General features: G+C 45.7%; 15 protein-coding genes. 12 read left to right on the top strand and 3 right to left on the bottom strand.

Translation table 11 applies throughout. The annotated features are described in order from the left end of the window. Window positions 1–10 precede the first annotated feature (10 nt). On the top strand, window positions 11–1606 hold the full coding sequence (gene gshA, locus ORJ01_RS15665; RefSeq protein WP_306178843.1) for a glutamate--cysteine ligase: 1596 nt from the start codon (window positions 11–13) through the stop codon (window positions 1604–1606). A gap of 125 nt (window positions 1607–1731) precedes the next feature. Then, the gene (locus ORJ01_RS15660) at window positions 1732–2370 is read left to right on the top strand and encodes a hypothetical protein (protein WP_306178842.1); all 639 of its coding nucleotides are present in this window, start codon (window positions 1732–1734) and stop codon (window positions 2368–2370) included. 24 nt (window positions 2371–2394) lie between these two features. On the opposite strand, the gene ORJ01_RS15655 is transcribed toward ORJ01_RS15660, so the two are convergent. Both ORJ01_RS15655 and ORJ01_RS15650 read right to left on the bottom strand, forming a co-directional pair. Continuing rightward, a complete protein-coding gene (locus ORJ01_RS15655) occupies window positions 2395–3654 on the bottom strand; it encodes an HlyC/CorC family transporter (RefSeq protein ID WP_306178841.1) in 1260 nt (419 codons plus the stop codon). Between the two features lie 43 nt (window positions 3655–3697). After that, complete coding sequence (locus tag ORJ01_RS15650; RefSeq protein WP_306178840.1) at window positions 3698–4477, bottom strand: inner membrane protein YpjD; 780 nt, start codon at window positions 4475–4477, stop codon at window positions 3698–3700. Window positions 4478–4640: 163 nt separating this feature from the next. Here ORJ01_RS15650 and ffh point away from each other — a divergent pair, with 163 nt between their 5' ends. The 8 genes from ffh to tyrA all read left to right on the top strand — a co-directional run bounded on the left by ffh (window position 4641) and on the right by tyrA (window position 11291). Continuing rightward, window positions 4641–6008 carry a signal recognition particle protein gene (gene ffh / locus ORJ01_RS15645; RefSeq protein ID WP_229587918.1) on the top strand — a complete coding sequence of 456 codons (1368 nt, stop codon included), beginning with the start codon at window positions 4641–4643 and terminating at the stop codon, window positions 6006–6008. 135 nt (window positions 6009–6143) lie between these two features. Beyond that, window positions 6144–6395 (top strand): 30S ribosomal protein S16, encoded by a 252-nt coding sequence (gene rpsP, locus ORJ01_RS15640; RefSeq protein ID WP_226752016.1) that lies wholly within the window; start codon window positions 6144–6146, stop codon window positions 6393–6395. A gap of 18 nt (window positions 6396–6413) precedes the next feature. After that, on the top strand, window positions 6414–6950 hold the full coding sequence (gene rimM, locus ORJ01_RS15635) for a ribosome maturation factor RimM (protein ID WP_226752075.1): 537 nt from the start codon (window positions 6414–6416) through the stop codon (window positions 6948–6950). After that, window positions 6950–7723 (top strand): tRNA (guanosine(37)-N1)-methyltransferase TrmD, encoded by a 774-nt coding sequence (gene trmD, locus ORJ01_RS15630; RefSeq protein ID WP_226752017.1) that lies wholly within the window; start codon window positions 6950–6952, stop codon window positions 7721–7723. Before rimM ends, trmD begins: the two co-directional genes overlap by 1 nt. Window positions 7724–7745: 22 nt before the next feature. Then, the gene (gene rplS / locus ORJ01_RS15625; protein WP_226752018.1) at window positions 7746–8105 is read left to right on the top strand and encodes a 50S ribosomal protein L19; all 360 of its coding nucleotides are present in this window, start codon (window positions 7746–7748) and stop codon (window positions 8103–8105) included. Between the two features lie 34 nt (window positions 8106–8139). After that, window positions 8140–8754 carry a DNA-J related domain-containing protein gene (locus ORJ01_RS15620; protein WP_306178838.1) on the top strand — a complete coding sequence of 205 codons (615 nt, stop codon included), beginning with the start codon at window positions 8140–8142 and terminating at the stop codon, window positions 8752–8754. 342 nt (window positions 8755–9096) lie between these two features. Then, on the top strand, window positions 9097–10149 hold the full coding sequence (locus ORJ01_RS15615) for a 3-deoxy-7-phosphoheptulonate synthase (protein WP_306178869.1): 1053 nt from the start codon (window positions 9097–9099) through the stop codon (window positions 10147–10149). 5 nt (window positions 10150–10154) lie between these two features. Next, window positions 10155–11291, top strand: coding sequence for a bifunctional chorismate mutase/prephenate dehydrogenase (gene tyrA, locus ORJ01_RS15610; RefSeq protein ID WP_306178837.1), 1137 nt, complete (start codon window positions 10155–10157; stop codon window positions 11289–11291). Between the two features lie 48 nt (window positions 11292–11339). Here tyrA and ORJ01_RS15605 read toward each other — a convergent pair whose 3' ends face one another. Further along, window positions 11340–12230: a TIGR00730 family Rossman fold protein gene (locus ORJ01_RS15605; protein WP_226752022.1), complete on the bottom strand. Its 891-nt coding sequence runs from the start codon at window positions 12228–12230 to the stop codon at window positions 11340–11342. Window positions 12231–12333: 103 nt separating this feature from the next. Here ORJ01_RS15605 and ORJ01_RS15600 point away from each other — a divergent pair, with 103 nt between their 5' ends. Both ORJ01_RS15600 and ORJ01_RS15595 read left to right on the top strand, forming a co-directional pair. Next, window positions 12334–13938, top strand: coding sequence for a Na/Pi cotransporter family protein (locus ORJ01_RS15600; protein WP_306178836.1), 1605 nt, complete (start codon window positions 12334–12336; stop codon window positions 13936–13938). Next, on the top strand, window positions 13928–15334 hold the full coding sequence (locus ORJ01_RS15595; RefSeq protein WP_306178835.1) for an MBL fold metallo-hydrolase RNA specificity domain-containing protein: 1407 nt from the start codon (window positions 13928–13930) through the stop codon (window positions 15332–15334). Before ORJ01_RS15600 ends, ORJ01_RS15595 begins: the two co-directional genes overlap by 11 nt. Window positions 15335–15366 lie beyond the last annotated feature (32 nt).

Raw genomic sequence — 15366 nt, 5'->3', positions numbered from 1 at the left:
AGGATTTACTTTGGCTTCTAGTATTACACAACGCTTAAACGCACTTAAAGAAAACGGCCATTTGGCCTCTATTGTCGGTATCAAGCGTGGTATTGAACGTGAGTGTTTACGTGTTAATGAAGATGGCTCTCTATCACAAAGCCCACATCCTGCAGCCTTAGGTTCAGCCTTAACGCATCCTTGGATCACTACCGACTTCTCTGAGTCGTTGCTAGAGTTTATTACCCCAGCACAAGCCGATATCGATGTTACCTTGCAACAATTAGCGGATATTCATCGTTTTACCATGCGTCAATTAGGCTCCGAGCGGATTTGGCCAGCCAGTATGCCTTGCTATATCGCTGAACAAGATCAAATTCCTTTGGCCTATTATGGCGAATCTAATGTCGGTCGTATGAAAACCTTATATCGACAAGGTTTAAAAAATCGCTATGGCAGCATGATGCAAGCGATCAGCGGTGTGCATTTCAACTTCTCTTTACCACAGAGCTTTTGGCAAGCGTATCAAGCCTTAGAAGGTGATAACACGCCTAGTCAGGATTTTATCTCTGAACAATATCTCGCGTTAATACGCAACTACAAGCGTTATGCTTGGCTCATAGTGTATTTATTTGGCGCGTCTCCGGCACTGTGCAAATCGTTTTTAGAAGATCGGCAATCGCGTTATGCGTTTCAGCCTTTAGGTAAAGGCAGTTTGTACTTACCTTATGCGACTTCGTTGCGCATGAGTGATCTGGGGTATACCAATAGTGCACAATCGAGCTTAAATATTACTTATAACAATTTGCCTGAATACATTAGCGGTTTGCATGCCGCGGTAAGCCAACCTTCAACGGAATATCAAAATATTGGCGTGAAAGTGGCGGGCGAATATCAGCAATTAAATGCCAATGTGCTGCAAATCGAAAACGAGTTTTACTCGACAATCCGGCCAAAACGAACCACGGAGTCGGGTGAGCGACCTACCTGTGCACTCGCTAAACGCGGTGTTGAATATATTGAAGTGCGTGCGTTAGATGTTAACCCCTTCAGTGCGGTAGGTATTTCCGCTGAGCAAATGCATTTTCTCGATGTGTTCTTGGTGTATTGCTTGTTAGAAGATAGCCCAGCGCTATCGGCAGCAGAGCAAACGGTTACAGAGCAAAACTTGAAAAAAGTGGTCACGGACGGTCGTCGTATCAACTTAGAATTATTACAAGAGGGTCAACCTCGCTTAATGCAAGATTGGGCCGAGCAGCTTTTTGCAGATATGATGCCGATTGCCGCCTGGTTAGATGAAGCCTATCAGACCGAGCGTTATCAAGGAGCTTTGCGTCATTACTACCTGTCGTTATTGGATCCCGCACAAACCTTTTCTGGCAAAGTGCTGAATCATTTAATTAGTCAGCGCAAAGATAATGGCCGCTATATGTTGGAATTAGCCGAGCAATATCGCCAGCAACTCATCAGCGAGCCATATCAACAATACAGTGAGGCGCAGTTTACCGCCGCCAGCAGTGATTCATTGCAACGACAAGCTGATATTGAAGCCGCAGATGACATCAGTTTTGCTGAGTATATTCAGCAATATTTTGCAGAAGTACCGGCTTGTGAGCAAGACCATTAACAGTTTCGTTGTCGCGCTGAGTTTAATTGCAGGGCAAAAAAAACGGCTACCAAAAGTAGCCGTGAAGGAGAATCCAGGGAAAACAAAACTTGGTTGAATCCATTCATACTGTTAGAATCAAACCGATGCCGATAGTTCAAATATATTCAAAAAAAAATAAGTTGCTGATATTGCTCAGTTTAGCAGTGGTCATTTCGGGGTGCGCTACGCCGCCACCGCGCGATCAATCTAATATCTGTGAAATTTTTGGCGAACACCGTGACTGGTATCAGTCAACCGCCAAAGCCAGCGATAAGTGGGGCATGCCTATCGCAGTGCCCATCAGTTTTATGTATCAAGAAAGCCGCTTTAAACACAATGCCAAGCCGCCAATGCGTTATTTCCTCGGCTTTATCCCTTATGGACGAGGCAGTTCAGCTTATGGTTATTCACAAGCCAAAAGCGATACTTGGGACGACTACTTAAAGGACACCGGCCGGTATTTTGCCAGTCGTAGTGATTTTGATGACGCTGTGGATTTTATTGGTTGGTATGTTGATAAAACGCATCGGGTTAACAAAGTATCGAAGCATGACGCCTATGCCTTGTATTTGAATTACCATGAAGGCTGGGGTGGGTATCGGCGCGGTACCTATCGCAGCAAAGCCTGGTTGCAAAATACAGCCCGTCAAGTCGAGCAGCGAGCTAATATCTACCATTTGCAGCTTCAAGGCTGTGAAAAGGATTTAAAGCGAGGCTGGCTTAGCCGTTGGCTATTTGGTTAAGCCATGATTGCAAAATAGTTAGGTTTAACGCTGAAGCAACAATCTGACCGTCTTAATCATATTGTCATGCACATCAATAATCTCTATCGGATAGCCTGCCAGTTTAACACTTAAACTGCCTTGTGGAATTTCCTCAAGGTACTCTAATAACAAGCCGTTTAAGGTTTTAGGGCCATCAGTGGGGAATTCTAACTGCATCTGTCTGTTCAGATCGCGTAAGTTTATAGTGCCGTCAATTAAATAAGAACCGTCAGGTTGTTTCACTATTTCTTCGTGGCTATCTTCAACCACATCGGTAGTAAATTCACCAACGACTTCTTCCAATATATCTTCAAGTGTCACTAATCCTTGGATGTCGCCATATTCATCAACCACTAATCCGATACGCTCTTTGGTACTTTGAAATTTTAGTAGCTGAGTATTCAGTGCTGTACCTTCCGGTATATAGTAAATTTCATGTACGGAGCGAAGTAAGGACGCTTTGTTTAATTGTTCTTTGAGTAGTAAGCGCACCAAATCGCGTGGGTGAATAAAACCTAGCGCATCATCAATGCTATCACGGTACAGCAGAAGGCGACTGTGTTGCGCATTTCCGAGCTGACGCATGATGTCTTTCCAGTCGTCATTAAAGTCGATACCCAGGATCTCATTACGCGGCACCATAATGTCTTCAACCGTGACATTTTCTAGATCTAACACACCCACTAACATACTTTGGTGCTGCTCAGGAATTAACGCCCCCGCTTCATGCACTACAGTTCGTAACTCTTCTGCGCTTAAGCTATTACCACGATGTTTTTCTGGGCTAACGCCCATTAAGCTCAATAAACCGTTGGTGACTTTATTCAGCAAGAAAACAAACGGATAAAAAATCTTCAACAGTACGTTTAAAATAATCGAGGCAGGAAAAGCTACTCGCTCAGGATATAAGGCCGCCAGCGTTTTCGGTGTGACTTCAGCAAAAATCAACACCACTAGGGTTAACGCGACAGGGGCAATGGCTAAACCAAGATCCCCATATAACCGTTGCCCTATTAATGCGGTTACGGTAGCTGCAGCTATATTGACAAGATTGTTGCCAATCAGGATCAAGCCGATCAAACGATCTGGACGTTTCAGCAGTTTGCTGACGCGTTTCGCACCACTGTTATTTTCATTTTCGAGGTGTTTAAGGCGATAGGGGTTTACTGACATCATTCCGGTTTCAGAACCAGAAAAGAAAGCAGAGAGAACAAGCAATACACCCAAAACAATAAAGAGTGTACTAGTCGAGATAGCGTCCAAGAATCAGTTACCTTTGTTACCAAACATAATCAGGGTTTAACCGTTAACCTAACAAAACCTCTTTTACGAATCGGCTGCCAAAATAGGCCAGCGTCAGTAAAAAAATGCCCGTTAGTGTCAGAGATATTGCTGTTTTGCCGCGCCAGCCTAAGCGTGCATGGCCCCAGCACAATACCACAAAAACGCACAAGGCTAGCGAACTTAACAGAGTTTTGTGTTCAAGCCAATGTGTTGTAAATGGAATTCCGCTGAATAATGCAGCAGCCAATAATAATGTGCCGGCTGCAAGCAGTCGAAATTGTAATTTTTCTGCTTGCATTAGAGGTGGAAGGTAGCGCGTTACACCGGAAAAATCTTTGTGTTTTAACTTATGGCTAATATAAGACACCTGAATAGAATATAACGAAGCCATCAATAAAGTAACATAGGCGATAAACGCCAATGCGATATGAGTAATTAAACCTGGATTTAACTCATAATGCTGCAACTGCACGCTGGCTGGTAACAGCATGGTGACTAGCAACGTAACGGCCGTTAAGCCATAAACTAACGGCAGCAATAAAATGGCGGGTGTGCGAAGTGAGGTTAGCGTAACGGACAGCGATATCAACCAGCACATTAACGAGCTCACGTTTTGCAAACTGAAGTTTTGCCCCGCGCCAGTAAAAATGGCACCGGCTAGAGTGAGCATATGCAACACGATGGCCAGTGTTGCAGTGCTAAACACGAGCTTAAAGTTCGGGCCTGTTGGGTGGAACAAACGCGCCAGTATTGCAACGGTAGCAATCAGATATGCCAGCAGCGCCAGTCCAGATAACATCATGGCCATTCAATTAACTCCTTTAAAGCATTATATGGGCTATTGTATGGGAAGTTTTTGCGAATGCCCAGCATCTCCCTTTGCTATGCGAACAAAAGATCTCAATGCTGACGTAGCGGTTGCTGTGCGCTATAATCGGCCCAATTCATGAATACGGGTAACTGTTATGTTCGAAAACCTGTCAGATCGTTTAAGTCGCACACTTAAAAATATCAGTGGCCGCGGCCGTCTTACTGAAGACAATATTAAAGAAACCTTGCGCGAAGTGCGGATGGCACTGTTAGAGGCCGATGTGGCTTTGCCCGTAGTACGCGATTTTATTAATCAAATTAAAGAGCGTTCGGTTGGTTTAGAAGTCAGCAAAAGCCTGACACCGGGTCAAGAGTTCCTGAAGATTGTGCGCAAGGCGCTTGAAGAAGCGATGGGTGAGGCGAATCAAGAATTAGCCTTAAATACCCAACCGCCAGCGGTGATTTTAATGGCGGGCTTACAAGGTGCCGGTAAAACCACTTCCGTCGCCAAATTAGCCAAGTTTTTAACCGAGCGTAAAAAGAAAAAAGTTCTGGTGGTGTCGGCTGACGTGTATCGTCCTGCGGCAATCAAACAGTTAGAAACACTGGCAAAAGAGATTAACGTTGAGTTTTTCCCCAGTGACATTTCACAAGCGCCGGTCAGCATTGTTAATGCGGCCATCACTCACGCAAAAACGCGCATGTTCGATGTGTTGTTAGTGGATACCGCCGGTCGTTTGCACGTTGATAGTGAGATGATGGACGAGATCAAAGCGTTACACGCTGCGGTCAAACCGATCGAAACCTTGTTTGTAGTAGATGCGATGACCGGCCAAGATGCCGCAAACACTGCAAAAGCCTTTAATGAAGCCTTGCCACTCACTGGTGTGATCCTAACCAAAGCGGATGGTGATGCGCGCGGTGGTGCGGCTTTATCGATCCGTCATATTACCGGTAAGCCCATTAAGTTTATCGGTATGGGTGAAAAAACCGATGCCTTAGAGCCCTTTCATCCTGATCGTATCGCCTCGCGCATTTTGGGTATGGGCGATATGCTCGGCCTCATTGAAGAGCTAGAGCAAAAAGTCGATAAAGAAAAATCGGCAAAAATGGCGCAAAAAATGATGAAAGGCAAAGGCTTTTCATTAGAAGATTTCCGTGAACAGTTAGTCCAAATGCGCAGCATGGGTGGCATGATGTCGTTAATGGATAAACTCCCAGGTATGAAAAACTTACCAGCGGGTGCCGCAGGGCAGCTAGATGAAAAACAATTTGTGCGGATGGAAGCCATTATTAATTCCATGACGCCAAAAGAGCGCGAGTTTCCGGATTTATTAAAAGGCTCGCGTAAAAAGCGCATTGCCGCCGGCTCGGGCACTGAAGTACAGGACATTAATAAGCTACTGAAACAATTTACCCAAATGCAGAAGATGATGAAGCAAATGTCGGGTAAAGGCGGTTTAATGAAGATGATGCGTGGTATGGGGGGCAAATTACCTCCGGGTATGTTACCGCCACGCTAACTCTGGCGTTACGGAGCGCTTGGCCATGAAATGCCTTGCATTCAAGCCAGAAATCCGTACAATGCAGCAGCCCTCCAGCCTGTCTGGGGGTTTTGTTATTTTTTAAAACCTGAACGATTAAAATTAGAGGACGGTATGGTAACTATTCGTTTACAACGTGGTGGCGCGAAAAAGCGTCCATTTTACCAAGTTGTGGTAGCGGACAGCCGTTTTGCTCGTGACGGCCGCTTTATTGAGCGCGTGGGTTTCTTTAACCCAATCGCAAGCGGTACTGAAGAGAAACTGCGTCTGGACCTGGATCGCGTTGACCACTGGGTAGCACAAGGTGCTTCATTAAGTGATCGCGTAACCAATCTGGTAAAAACAGCTAAGAAAGCAGTAGCTTAATTAGCAAAGCGTGTGGAGTTGTCACTGTTGAGTGAAAAAGATTTTGTTGTGCTTGGCAAATTTGGCGCCGTTTACGGTATCAATGGCTGGCTGAAAATTAACTCTTACACGGATATCCCGGAAGGGATTTTTGATTACACACCCTGGCAAGTTAAATTTCAGGGTAGCTGGCAGCCTGTGCAGATCAGTAGCTGGAAACGGCACAGTAACGGTTTAATTACCAAACTGACTGATGTTAATGATCGAGATCAAGCGCAGTTATACGTTAATGCCGATATCGCGGTTCCTGTTAATGCCTTACCGGCACTGGCAGACGGCGATTATTACTGGAAAGACCTAATGGGGCTGACCGTAATGAATGTGCAAGGCTATAACTTGGGCGAAGTGACTGACTTAATGGAAACCGGATCTAACGATGTGTTAGTGGTGAAAGCCAATCGGACCGATGCATTTGGCAAGAGTGAACGGTTAATTCCTTATCTTAACGATACTGTTGTAAAACAGGTAGACTTAACTGCAAAGCAAATGTTAGTAGACTGGGACCCCGCGTTTTAATGCAGGAACAACAAAGGTGGGTGGGCGTTGTCTCACTTTTTCCAGAAATGTTTCAGGCAATTACGCAATATGGGGTAACCGGCCGTGCGGTAAAGCAAGGGTTAATCACTTTAGATTGCTGGAATCCGCGGGATTTTACTACGGACAAGCATCGAACAGTGGATGACCGGCCTTATGGCGGTGGTCCAGGTATGCTAATGATGGTTCAGCCTTTAACCGAAGCTATTCGCGCCGCTAAACTGGCTGCTGGTGGTGAGGTGCACACGGTTTATTTGTCACCGCAAGGTCGCAAGTTAGACCAACAAGGTGTGGCTGAATTAGCAAAACACTCGAAGTTACTATTAGTAGCTGGCCGCTACGAAGGAATTGACGAGCGCGTAATAGAAACCGAAATTGATGCTGAATGGTCGATTGGAGATTACGTATTAAGTGGGGGCGAGTTGCCTGCGATGGTGTTAATTGACGCCGTATCGCGTTTAGTACCTGGTGTACTAGGGCATGATTTATCGGCAGAGCAGGATTCGTTTGCAACTGGTCTGTTAGATTGTCCTCATTATACGCGCCCTGAGGTGTTAGCAGACAAACAGGTGCCGGCAGTTTTACTGAGCGGACACCACAATGAAATTAGACGCTGGCGTCTAAAGCAGGCTCTTGGTAGAACCTGGTTAAGACGGCCGGATATGTTAAATTCCCTGGCTCTGACTAAGGAGCAACGCAAGTTACTGGCTGAATTCCAACAGGAACACCAGGCGTTGCAGCTACAAGATAGTTAATTCCAGGTAAAGTGAGATTGTTATGAGCAAAATTAGCCAAAACATCATCAAACAACTTGAACAGGAACAGTTGAAACAAGACGTTCCAGCATTCGCTCCAGGTGACACTGTAGTGGTTCAAGTTAAAGTTAAAGAAGGCGACAAAAGCCGTCTGCAGGCTTACGAAGGCGTAGTTATCGCCAAGCGTAACCGTGGTCTGCATTCAGCCTTCACCGTCCGTAAAATTTCTAACGGCGAAGGTGTTGAGCGTGTATTCCAAACGCACAGCCCAATGATCGATAGCATCACCGTGAAACGTCGTGGTGCAGTTCGCCGTGCTAAGCTTTACTACTTACGCGATCGTTCAGGTAAATCAGCGCGTATCCGCGAAAAGCTTAACTAAGCAATTTGAGGCCGGCATTATGCCGGCTTTTTTTATGTCTATTACCCACACCGCGCAACCGCCGATTAGTCAGCAAGCCTTACAACAGTTAGAACAAGAACTGGAAACCCTGTTGTCTCGTCGTTATGGTGACATTACCGAGCAACAACTCTTAAGTCTGCTCAAGCTTAAATCTTTTAGCCAAGTTGCCGATAGCCAACTTGCGTTATTTCAAGTGCATTTTGTGTTATACCATTTACTTTATCGTATCGCTGCGCGTTGGGCTGCCAATGAAACAGCACATATTGAAATTGGTTTAGCGCGGATTAAAATTTTGCCATGGCAAGACGCCTTACCGGCAACGCCTGACACGAAAGCGGCCTATTATGCCGAGTGGCAAAATTATTGGCGGATGACACCAATGGGGCTGACGGAGCGCCTAAATCAGTTTTGGCAGTTTTATCAACAGCGTTATCTTAGCCCACCAGACGTAAAACTGTCCGATGATGAAGCCTTGCGTTTATTAGCCCTACAATGGCCTTGCTCTCAAGTAGAATTAAAAAAAGCCTTTCGCAAACAATCCTTAAAACATCATCCCGATCGCGGAGGTGATCAACAAGCCTTCGTCCGCATTACGCTTGCTTATAAAAAGCTGTTGACCCGCTTCTAACGCTAAATTGCTCTTTTAAAAGAGGTTGCAACACCGCGGCAAGTGTTGGTTTGCTGCAGTGTTGCTATGCTAAAGCCTGATTTTATGCTGCGATCTATTGCTGTGTATTTAAAAGTTTACAGTGTGTTTTTATGTTGCATTTCAGTCTAAGTGGCAATTTTATTGGTTTGCAAGCTTGACGCTGTAGCCGTCTATCCGTAAACTGCGAAATATGTAATTTAAAAAATACGATGTGTAAATTAATATTTACACTTAATTTTAGGTCAGCGGGCAACGATATTATTATCTATGCTAATTTACTGCCCGTGACTCATACCGCTACAGGAGCACCGTTAAATGAGTATGATTGTTGATGATTTGCGTATCGTCGCCCAGAAACCCCTGATCTCACCTGCTGTGTTAAAGAAAGTGTTGCCATTATCAGCTCAAGGTTTAGATTTTATTGCGAAAGCACGCACTGATATTGCTAACATTATTCATGGCCATGATAAACGTTTACTGGTGGTGACCGGGCCATGTTCTATCCATGATCCCGTTGCCGCGATGGAATATGCACATAAACTTAAAGCACTGCAGCTAGCTTACCAAGATAGTTTATATATTGTGATGCGCGTGTACTTTGAAAAACCACGTACCACAGTGGGCTGGAAAGGCTTTATTAACGATCCGCATCTTGATGACTCCTTTGATTTAGAAACCGGATTAACTTGGGGCCGTGAATTGCTACTGAAAATGGCCGATTTAGAATTGCCGGTTGCAACCGAAGCGCTCGATCCGATCAGCCCACAATATATGTCTGATTTAATTAGCTGGGCGGCGATTGGGGCCCGCACCGTGGAATCGCAAACGCACCGTGAAATGGCCAGTGGCTTGTCGATGCCTGTGGGTTTTAAAAATGGTACCGATGGCAGTTTAAATGTAGCGCTCAATGCGCTGCAATCTGCCGCTAGCGGCCACACATTCTTTGGTATTAACCAAAAAGGTGAAGTGAGCTTGGTGCAAACCGCCGGTAATCCGGATGGGCATATCATTTTACGTGGTGGCAGCGCGCCAAATTACGATGCAGCCAGCATTCAAGATGTCTTACAAAAAATTGATAAATTAAAATTACCACGCGGTATTGTGGTCGACTGCAGTCATGGCAATTCGCACAAAGACCATAATCGACAACCGCTCGTGGCCGCTGATGTCGTGGCGCAGCGTTTAGCCGGCAATGATGCCATTATTGGTTTAATGCTAGAAAGTCATTTATCAGCAGGGCGGCAAGATCTGATCGCCGGTAAAGCTGAGCATTACGGTGTGTCAGTCACCGATGCCTGTATTGATTGGGCGACAACCGAAACCTTGTTAGCAAGTTTGCATCAGCAAATGTTGCCGTTGCAAGCGGTGGCGTAGATCAGATGACGGCCGTTAATCATGCACAACAAGCATTGCAACCGTTGCGCGAGCAAATCGATACTATTGATGCTGAACTGGTCAGGCTATTAGCGGCACGCGCTAAAGTGACTGCGCAGGTCGGGCAGGTGAAGCAGCATTTCGCCTTACCGGTATACGTACCTGAGCGCGAGCATGAACTGTTAACGGCGCGTCGCCAGCAAGCTATTGCCGAGCAGGTCTCGCCCGAACTGGTTGAAGATGTGCTGCGGCGCATCATGCGCGAATCTTATGCCACACAAGACATCAGCTTTGTTTGTTGTCGCCAAGGCGGTGGTAAAGTTGTAGTGGTCGGTGGTGCTGGGGCGCTCGGTGCGCGTTTTGTCAGTTTATTTGCGCGTTCTGGCTATCAAGTGGTCGTGTTAGAGCAACAGGATTGGCCAGAAGCCGCCAGCTTATGTGCTGATGCAGCCTTGGTGTTAATGGCGGTGCCCATCACCTTAACGGCGCAGTTGATTGCAAAATTACCGACTTTGCCAAGCGATTGTGTGCTAGCAGACTTAACCAGTATTAAAGACAAGCCCTTGCAAGCGATGTTGACGCAGCATGCCGGGCCTGTCGTGGGTTTACATCCGATGTTCGGCCCGGATATTACGAATTTAGTGAAGCAAGTGGTGGTGGTCTGTCACGGCCGTGCTGAACAGCAATATCAATGGTTACTACAACAATTAACGGTATGGGGTGCAGAACTTGCCGAGGAACAGGCCGCTGCGCATGACAGTGCTATGCAACTGATCCAAGCGATGCGTCACTTCTCATCTTTGGTTTATGGCGTACATCTAGCCGAAGAAAAAGCGGATTTGCAGCAGCTGCTGGCCATGAGCTCGCCCATTTATCGGTTAGAGTTGGCAATGATTGGCCGTTTGTTTGCACAAAATGCCGAGTTATATGCCGATATTATGCTGTCATCTAGTGATGTTGCTAGCCTATTATCACGCTATCAGCAGCGTTTTGGTCAGTTATTAGCCTTGTTGCAAGCCAATGATAAAGCCGGTTTGATGGCCGAATTTGCCAAAGGGCAACAGTTTTTTGGTGATTTAGCCGGGCAGTTTTTGCACGAAAGCAAGCAGCTGTTACAAAAAGCCGCGGATGGTCGCAGCTAAAGGTAACAGCAGTAAATTGCCAATGAACCCAGCGAGTTAGCGCTGGGTTTATGTTTCTGTGTTAGCTAGACCATAAAAATGATAGATAATTTCCCACGCCTGCTCGGGTGTATCTACAAACTGTATTAACTCGAGATCTTCTGGGCTAATTAAGCCTTCTTCTGCCAGCATGTCAAAATTGATTAAACGCTGCCAAAACGCTTTATCGTATAAAATTACCGGTACGCGTTTGGCTTTACGAGTTTGAATCAGCGTCAGGGTTTCAAACAGCTCATCTAAAGTGCCAAAGCCCCCCGGAAAGGCCACTAAAGCCTGCGCCCGCTGTAAAAAGTGCATTTTGCGGATGGCAAAATAGTGAAACTGGAAACACAGTTCAGGCGTGATATAGGGGTTTGGATGTTGCTCTTTGGGTAAAACAATATTTAAACCAATGCTTTTACCATTGGCATCCATCGCCCCACGATTGGCGGCTTCCATCACACCTGGGCCGCCGCCGCTGATAATCATTAAGCCTGTTGCGGGATGCTTGCCATTGTGTGTGGTGACGATGCGAGCAAATGCTTGCGAAGCTGCATAGTACTGACTGTTCCTCACATCGCGTTGCGCTTGCTGCAGTGCACTCACAGCCTCAGCGGTATGTTCTTGCCCCGCATAGCGTTGTTGAACCTCTGCCAGTTGACTTGCTGCAACACTCGGTGACAGAAAACGGGCACTGCCAAATACGACGATAGTGGCATTAATGCCGTGCTGCTCGAGTACCATCTGTGGTTTTAAATATTCTAACTGCAGACGAACATGGCGCAGCTCGTCTTGCATTAAAAAACCATTGTCAGCGAAGGCGAGCTTAAAGGAATTATGATCTTGTAATTGCGTGATCGCATCTAATGATTCTTGAGCGCTGGCAAAATGGCGTTTATATAAGGTACTGTTTTCCGACATACTGAAAACCCCTGAGGAAAAATTATTTTCTGTTAAGAGTACACATAGTACCGCGCGAACAAGTTAAAGTGGTGTTATAACAAATAAAAAAATTAGGACAGTTATGTGGTCAGATATTTTAGTAACCTTTGGTGCGCTAGGGATCTTACTGTTAGGGATGGACTGGCTTAGTAAAGGTCTAAAAACGGCAGCTGGGCCAGCATTAATGCAGTTTTTACAACGTTGGACCACCAAACCTTGGCAAGGCTTAGTGTTTGGCACGGCGGCTACGGTTGCGGTGCAATCCTCAACGGTCATCACCATTACCACCATTGGTTTTGTTAATGCGGGTATTTTATCTTTGCAAAATGCTGCCTTTGTCATTTACGGCAGTAATGTGGGGACATCATTAACGGGCTGGTTTGTGGCGCTAATTGGTCTACAATTTAAGATAGAAGTGTTTGCGTTACCCTTGGTCGGCCTAGGCGCCATGCTTAAACTGTTTACGAAGACAGTAAAAAAGCAAGGCGTGGGTGAGGCGTTAGTCGGCTTCGGTTTTTTCTTTTTAGGGCTGGGTTTTTTAAAAGAAGGTTTTAATGCTGTTTTTCTCGATATTGAATTTTCAGCGTTAAGCCAATGGGGCTTATGGGGCATATTGTTAGGGGTGGCATTAGGCACGTTATTAAGTGTGTTAATGCAAGCGTCAATAGCGGTGATTGCCTTAGTGATTACCGCAGTTTCTGCGGGTGTTCTTCCGTTGTCGTTAGCGGCGGCTTTTGTTATTGGGGCTAACCTTGGCACCACTTCAACCGCCATCATGTCAACTTTAGCGGCCACGGCACAGGCTAAACGCTTAGCGCTATTGCATGTAATTTTTAATGTGATAACCGGTGTGGTTGCGGTATTGCTGATCAGCCCTTTGTTATGGCTTATTTTGCAACTGCAGCAGGCGTTATTTCACGACCCAAACCCCGCCATCAGCTTGGCCTTGTTTCATACGCTATTTAATGTGCTGGGTGTTCTGTTAATGTGGCCTTTAACCACTCGCTTGGTGCTTTTTTTAAATGGCCGTTTTCGACAGCACAGCCCCGGTCAATTACGCATGTTAGATGCGTCTAGTTTAAGTATTCCGTCGGTTGCGATTAAAAGTTTGATTATGGAAACACTGCATGTTGGCCAACTGATTAGTCAGCAAGCCTTGATGTTGCATGCTGATACACCTCAAACCAGCGCGGGCTTAAATAACATCAAGCAATTACAAACCGAGCTGAACGGTTATTTATTAAAATTGGGTAAAAGTAAATTGTCCGCCGCCGAGTCTAAAGCGTTAAATGAACTTATTAAAAATCAAATGCGCTTAGAAATGACGATTCAATTGCTACCGCAGCTTGCTAAGCAATTAACCAGCAATGCGACTGCGTTTATGCCGGAGCAAACGTTATGGCAACAATTACAACAGGCGCATTGGCCAGAAGATGCAGCCAAAGTGCGCAGTTGCTATCGGGATTTAATGAAACAACGCCATAAAATTAAAGAACAATTGTATCTATTGGTACTGACCGAACACGTGAGTACCGACAATGGTGGCGATCAGCTGTTACGAATTGCGGAATTACGCCGCTTTAATCAACAACTGACCAAAGCCATGCTCTCGTTAAGTGCGCTACTTACCACAACAGAAGGGCCGACATCCCAACAAGAACAAGAGGAACACAGTCATGCCAGTTAATGCCAGTTTGACCTTCATCGGTGCTGCTCAACAAGTCACCGGCTCCTGTTATCTGATCAAGTTACCTCACCAGCAGCTATTACTCGAATGTGGCATGGTACAAGGCCATGATCAGGTTAAGGAATGGCACAAGTTTCGTTTTCCTTTTAATGCCAAAGACATTGATGCGGTGGTGTTATCTCACGCACACATCGATCACAGTGGTTTATTACCCTTGTTAATCTCTAAAGGGTTTCAAGGCAAAATTTACTGTACACCGGGCACGGCTGATATTTTACCGGTGCTACTGAAAGATTCGGTTAACTTATATTTAAAAGATTTGGAATGGCAAAATAAAAAAGCGGTGCGTGCGGGTAAAAAGCCGCAATCGCCGGTGATGTCGGTAAAGGATGTCGAGCGTGTGGTGGACTTGATTGTGGAGTTACCCTACAGCAAACGCGGTTTCCCGCTCGATGGCGTAGAGCTGGAGTTTGCTGATGCGGGGCATATTTTAGGCTCTGCCATTGTGCAACTGTGGTTGAAGGGAAAGCAAGCCATGCGCAAGTTGGTGTTTTCTGGCGATCTTGGCAACCCTGCTACGGTGCTGTTACCGCCGGCTACGGATATTGGTCAAGCTGATATCGTGTTAATGGAAAGTACTTATGGAAATCGTGACCACCAACCGCTAGCCGATACCATTGAAGAACTTGCTGCAGCACTTGAACAAGCCTATAACGAAAATGGTAATGTATTTATCCCCGCGTTTGCTTTAGGGCGCTCGCAAGAGATTTTGTATTATCTCGCCTTGCTCTTTAAACAAGGCCGTTTAAAGCAACGTATGGTGTTTTTAGACAGCCCAATGGCCATTAGCATTACCAAGATCTATAACGAGTACTTGCATCGCCTTGATCAAGCCGATTTAGATAAAATTGGTTACAAACCGGGCATGACGCTACAACAATTACTGCCGATTTTGAAATTATCAGAAACCGTTGAAGATTCGATGGCAATTAATCGGATCAGCCAAGGAGCGATTATTATTGCGGGAAGCGGTATGTGTAATGGTGGTCGTATTGTGCACCACTTAAAACATAACCTCTGGAAAAATACCAATCACCTTATCTTTATCGGCTTTCAAGCCCGAGGTACTTTAGGTCGGCGACTGGTTGACGGCGAAAAACGTGTGAAAATGTTTGGGCAAGATATCGTGGTGAAAGCTAATGTACATACTATTGGCGGCTTTTCTGCACATGCAGGGCAAAGCGAGTTATTAGCATGGGCTAAAGCCATTACGGGTCAACCCGATTTTTACTTAATCCATGGTGAGCCTGAGGCGCAATTGGTTTTACAAGAAAAGTTAGCCGAGCTCGGTATTGCTTCGCAAATTCCGGCGAAAGGCGATAGCTTCGATTTCTAACGGAGTTTACGACAAGCAGAGGCAGCCACTGT

Origin of the sequence: Alishewanella sp. SMS8, assembly GCF_030737935.1 — a bacterium.
Lineage (GTDB): Bacteria > Pseudomonadota > Gammaproteobacteria > Enterobacterales > Alteromonadaceae > Alishewanella > Alishewanella maricola.
This window is presented reverse-complemented; position numbering and strand designations above follow the sequence as displayed.

Excerpts from the sequence above, each read along its gene's own strand:
- ORJ01_RS15650 (WP_306178840.1), bottom strand. The coding sequence starts at position 4,477 with ATGATGTTATCTGGACTGGCGCTGCTGGCATATCTGATTGCTACCGTT.
- ORJ01_RS15595 (WP_306178835.1), top strand. The coding sequence starts at position 13,928 with ATGCCAGTTAATGCCAGTTTGACCTTCATCGGTGCTGCTCAACAAGTC.
- rplS (WP_226752018.1), top strand. The coding sequence starts at position 7,746 with ATGAGCAAAATTAGCCAAAACATCATCAAACAACTTGAACAGGAACAG.
- ORJ01_RS15660 (WP_306178842.1), top strand. The coding sequence starts at position 1,732 with ATGCCGATAGTTCAAATATATTCAAAAAAAAATAAGTTGCTGATATTG.
- tyrA (WP_306178837.1), top strand. The coding sequence starts at position 10,155 with ATGACGGCCGTTAATCATGCACAACAAGCATTGCAACCGTTGCGCGAG.
- ORJ01_RS15620 (WP_306178838.1), top strand. The coding sequence starts at position 8,140 with ATGTCTATTACCCACACCGCGCAACCGCCGATTAGTCAGCAAGCCTTA.
- rpsP (WP_226752016.1), top strand. The coding sequence starts at position 6,144 with ATGGTAACTATTCGTTTACAACGTGGTGGCGCGAAAAAGCGTCCATTT.
- ORJ01_RS15605 (WP_226752022.1), bottom strand. The coding sequence starts at position 12,230 with ATGTCGGAAAACAGTACCTTATATAAACGCCATTTTGCCAGCGCTCAA.
- trmD (WP_226752017.1), top strand. The coding sequence starts at position 6,950 with ATGCAGGAACAACAAAGGTGGGTGGGCGTTGTCTCACTTTTTCCAGAA.
- ORJ01_RS15615 (WP_306178869.1), top strand. The coding sequence starts at position 9,097 with ATGATTGTTGATGATTTGCGTATCGTCGCCCAGAAACCCCTGATCTCA.
- ffh (WP_229587918.1), top strand. The coding sequence starts at position 4,641 with ATGTTCGAAAACCTGTCAGATCGTTTAAGTCGCACACTTAAAAATATC.
- ORJ01_RS15600 (WP_306178836.1), top strand. The coding sequence starts at position 12,334 with ATGTGGTCAGATATTTTAGTAACCTTTGGTGCGCTAGGGATCTTACTG.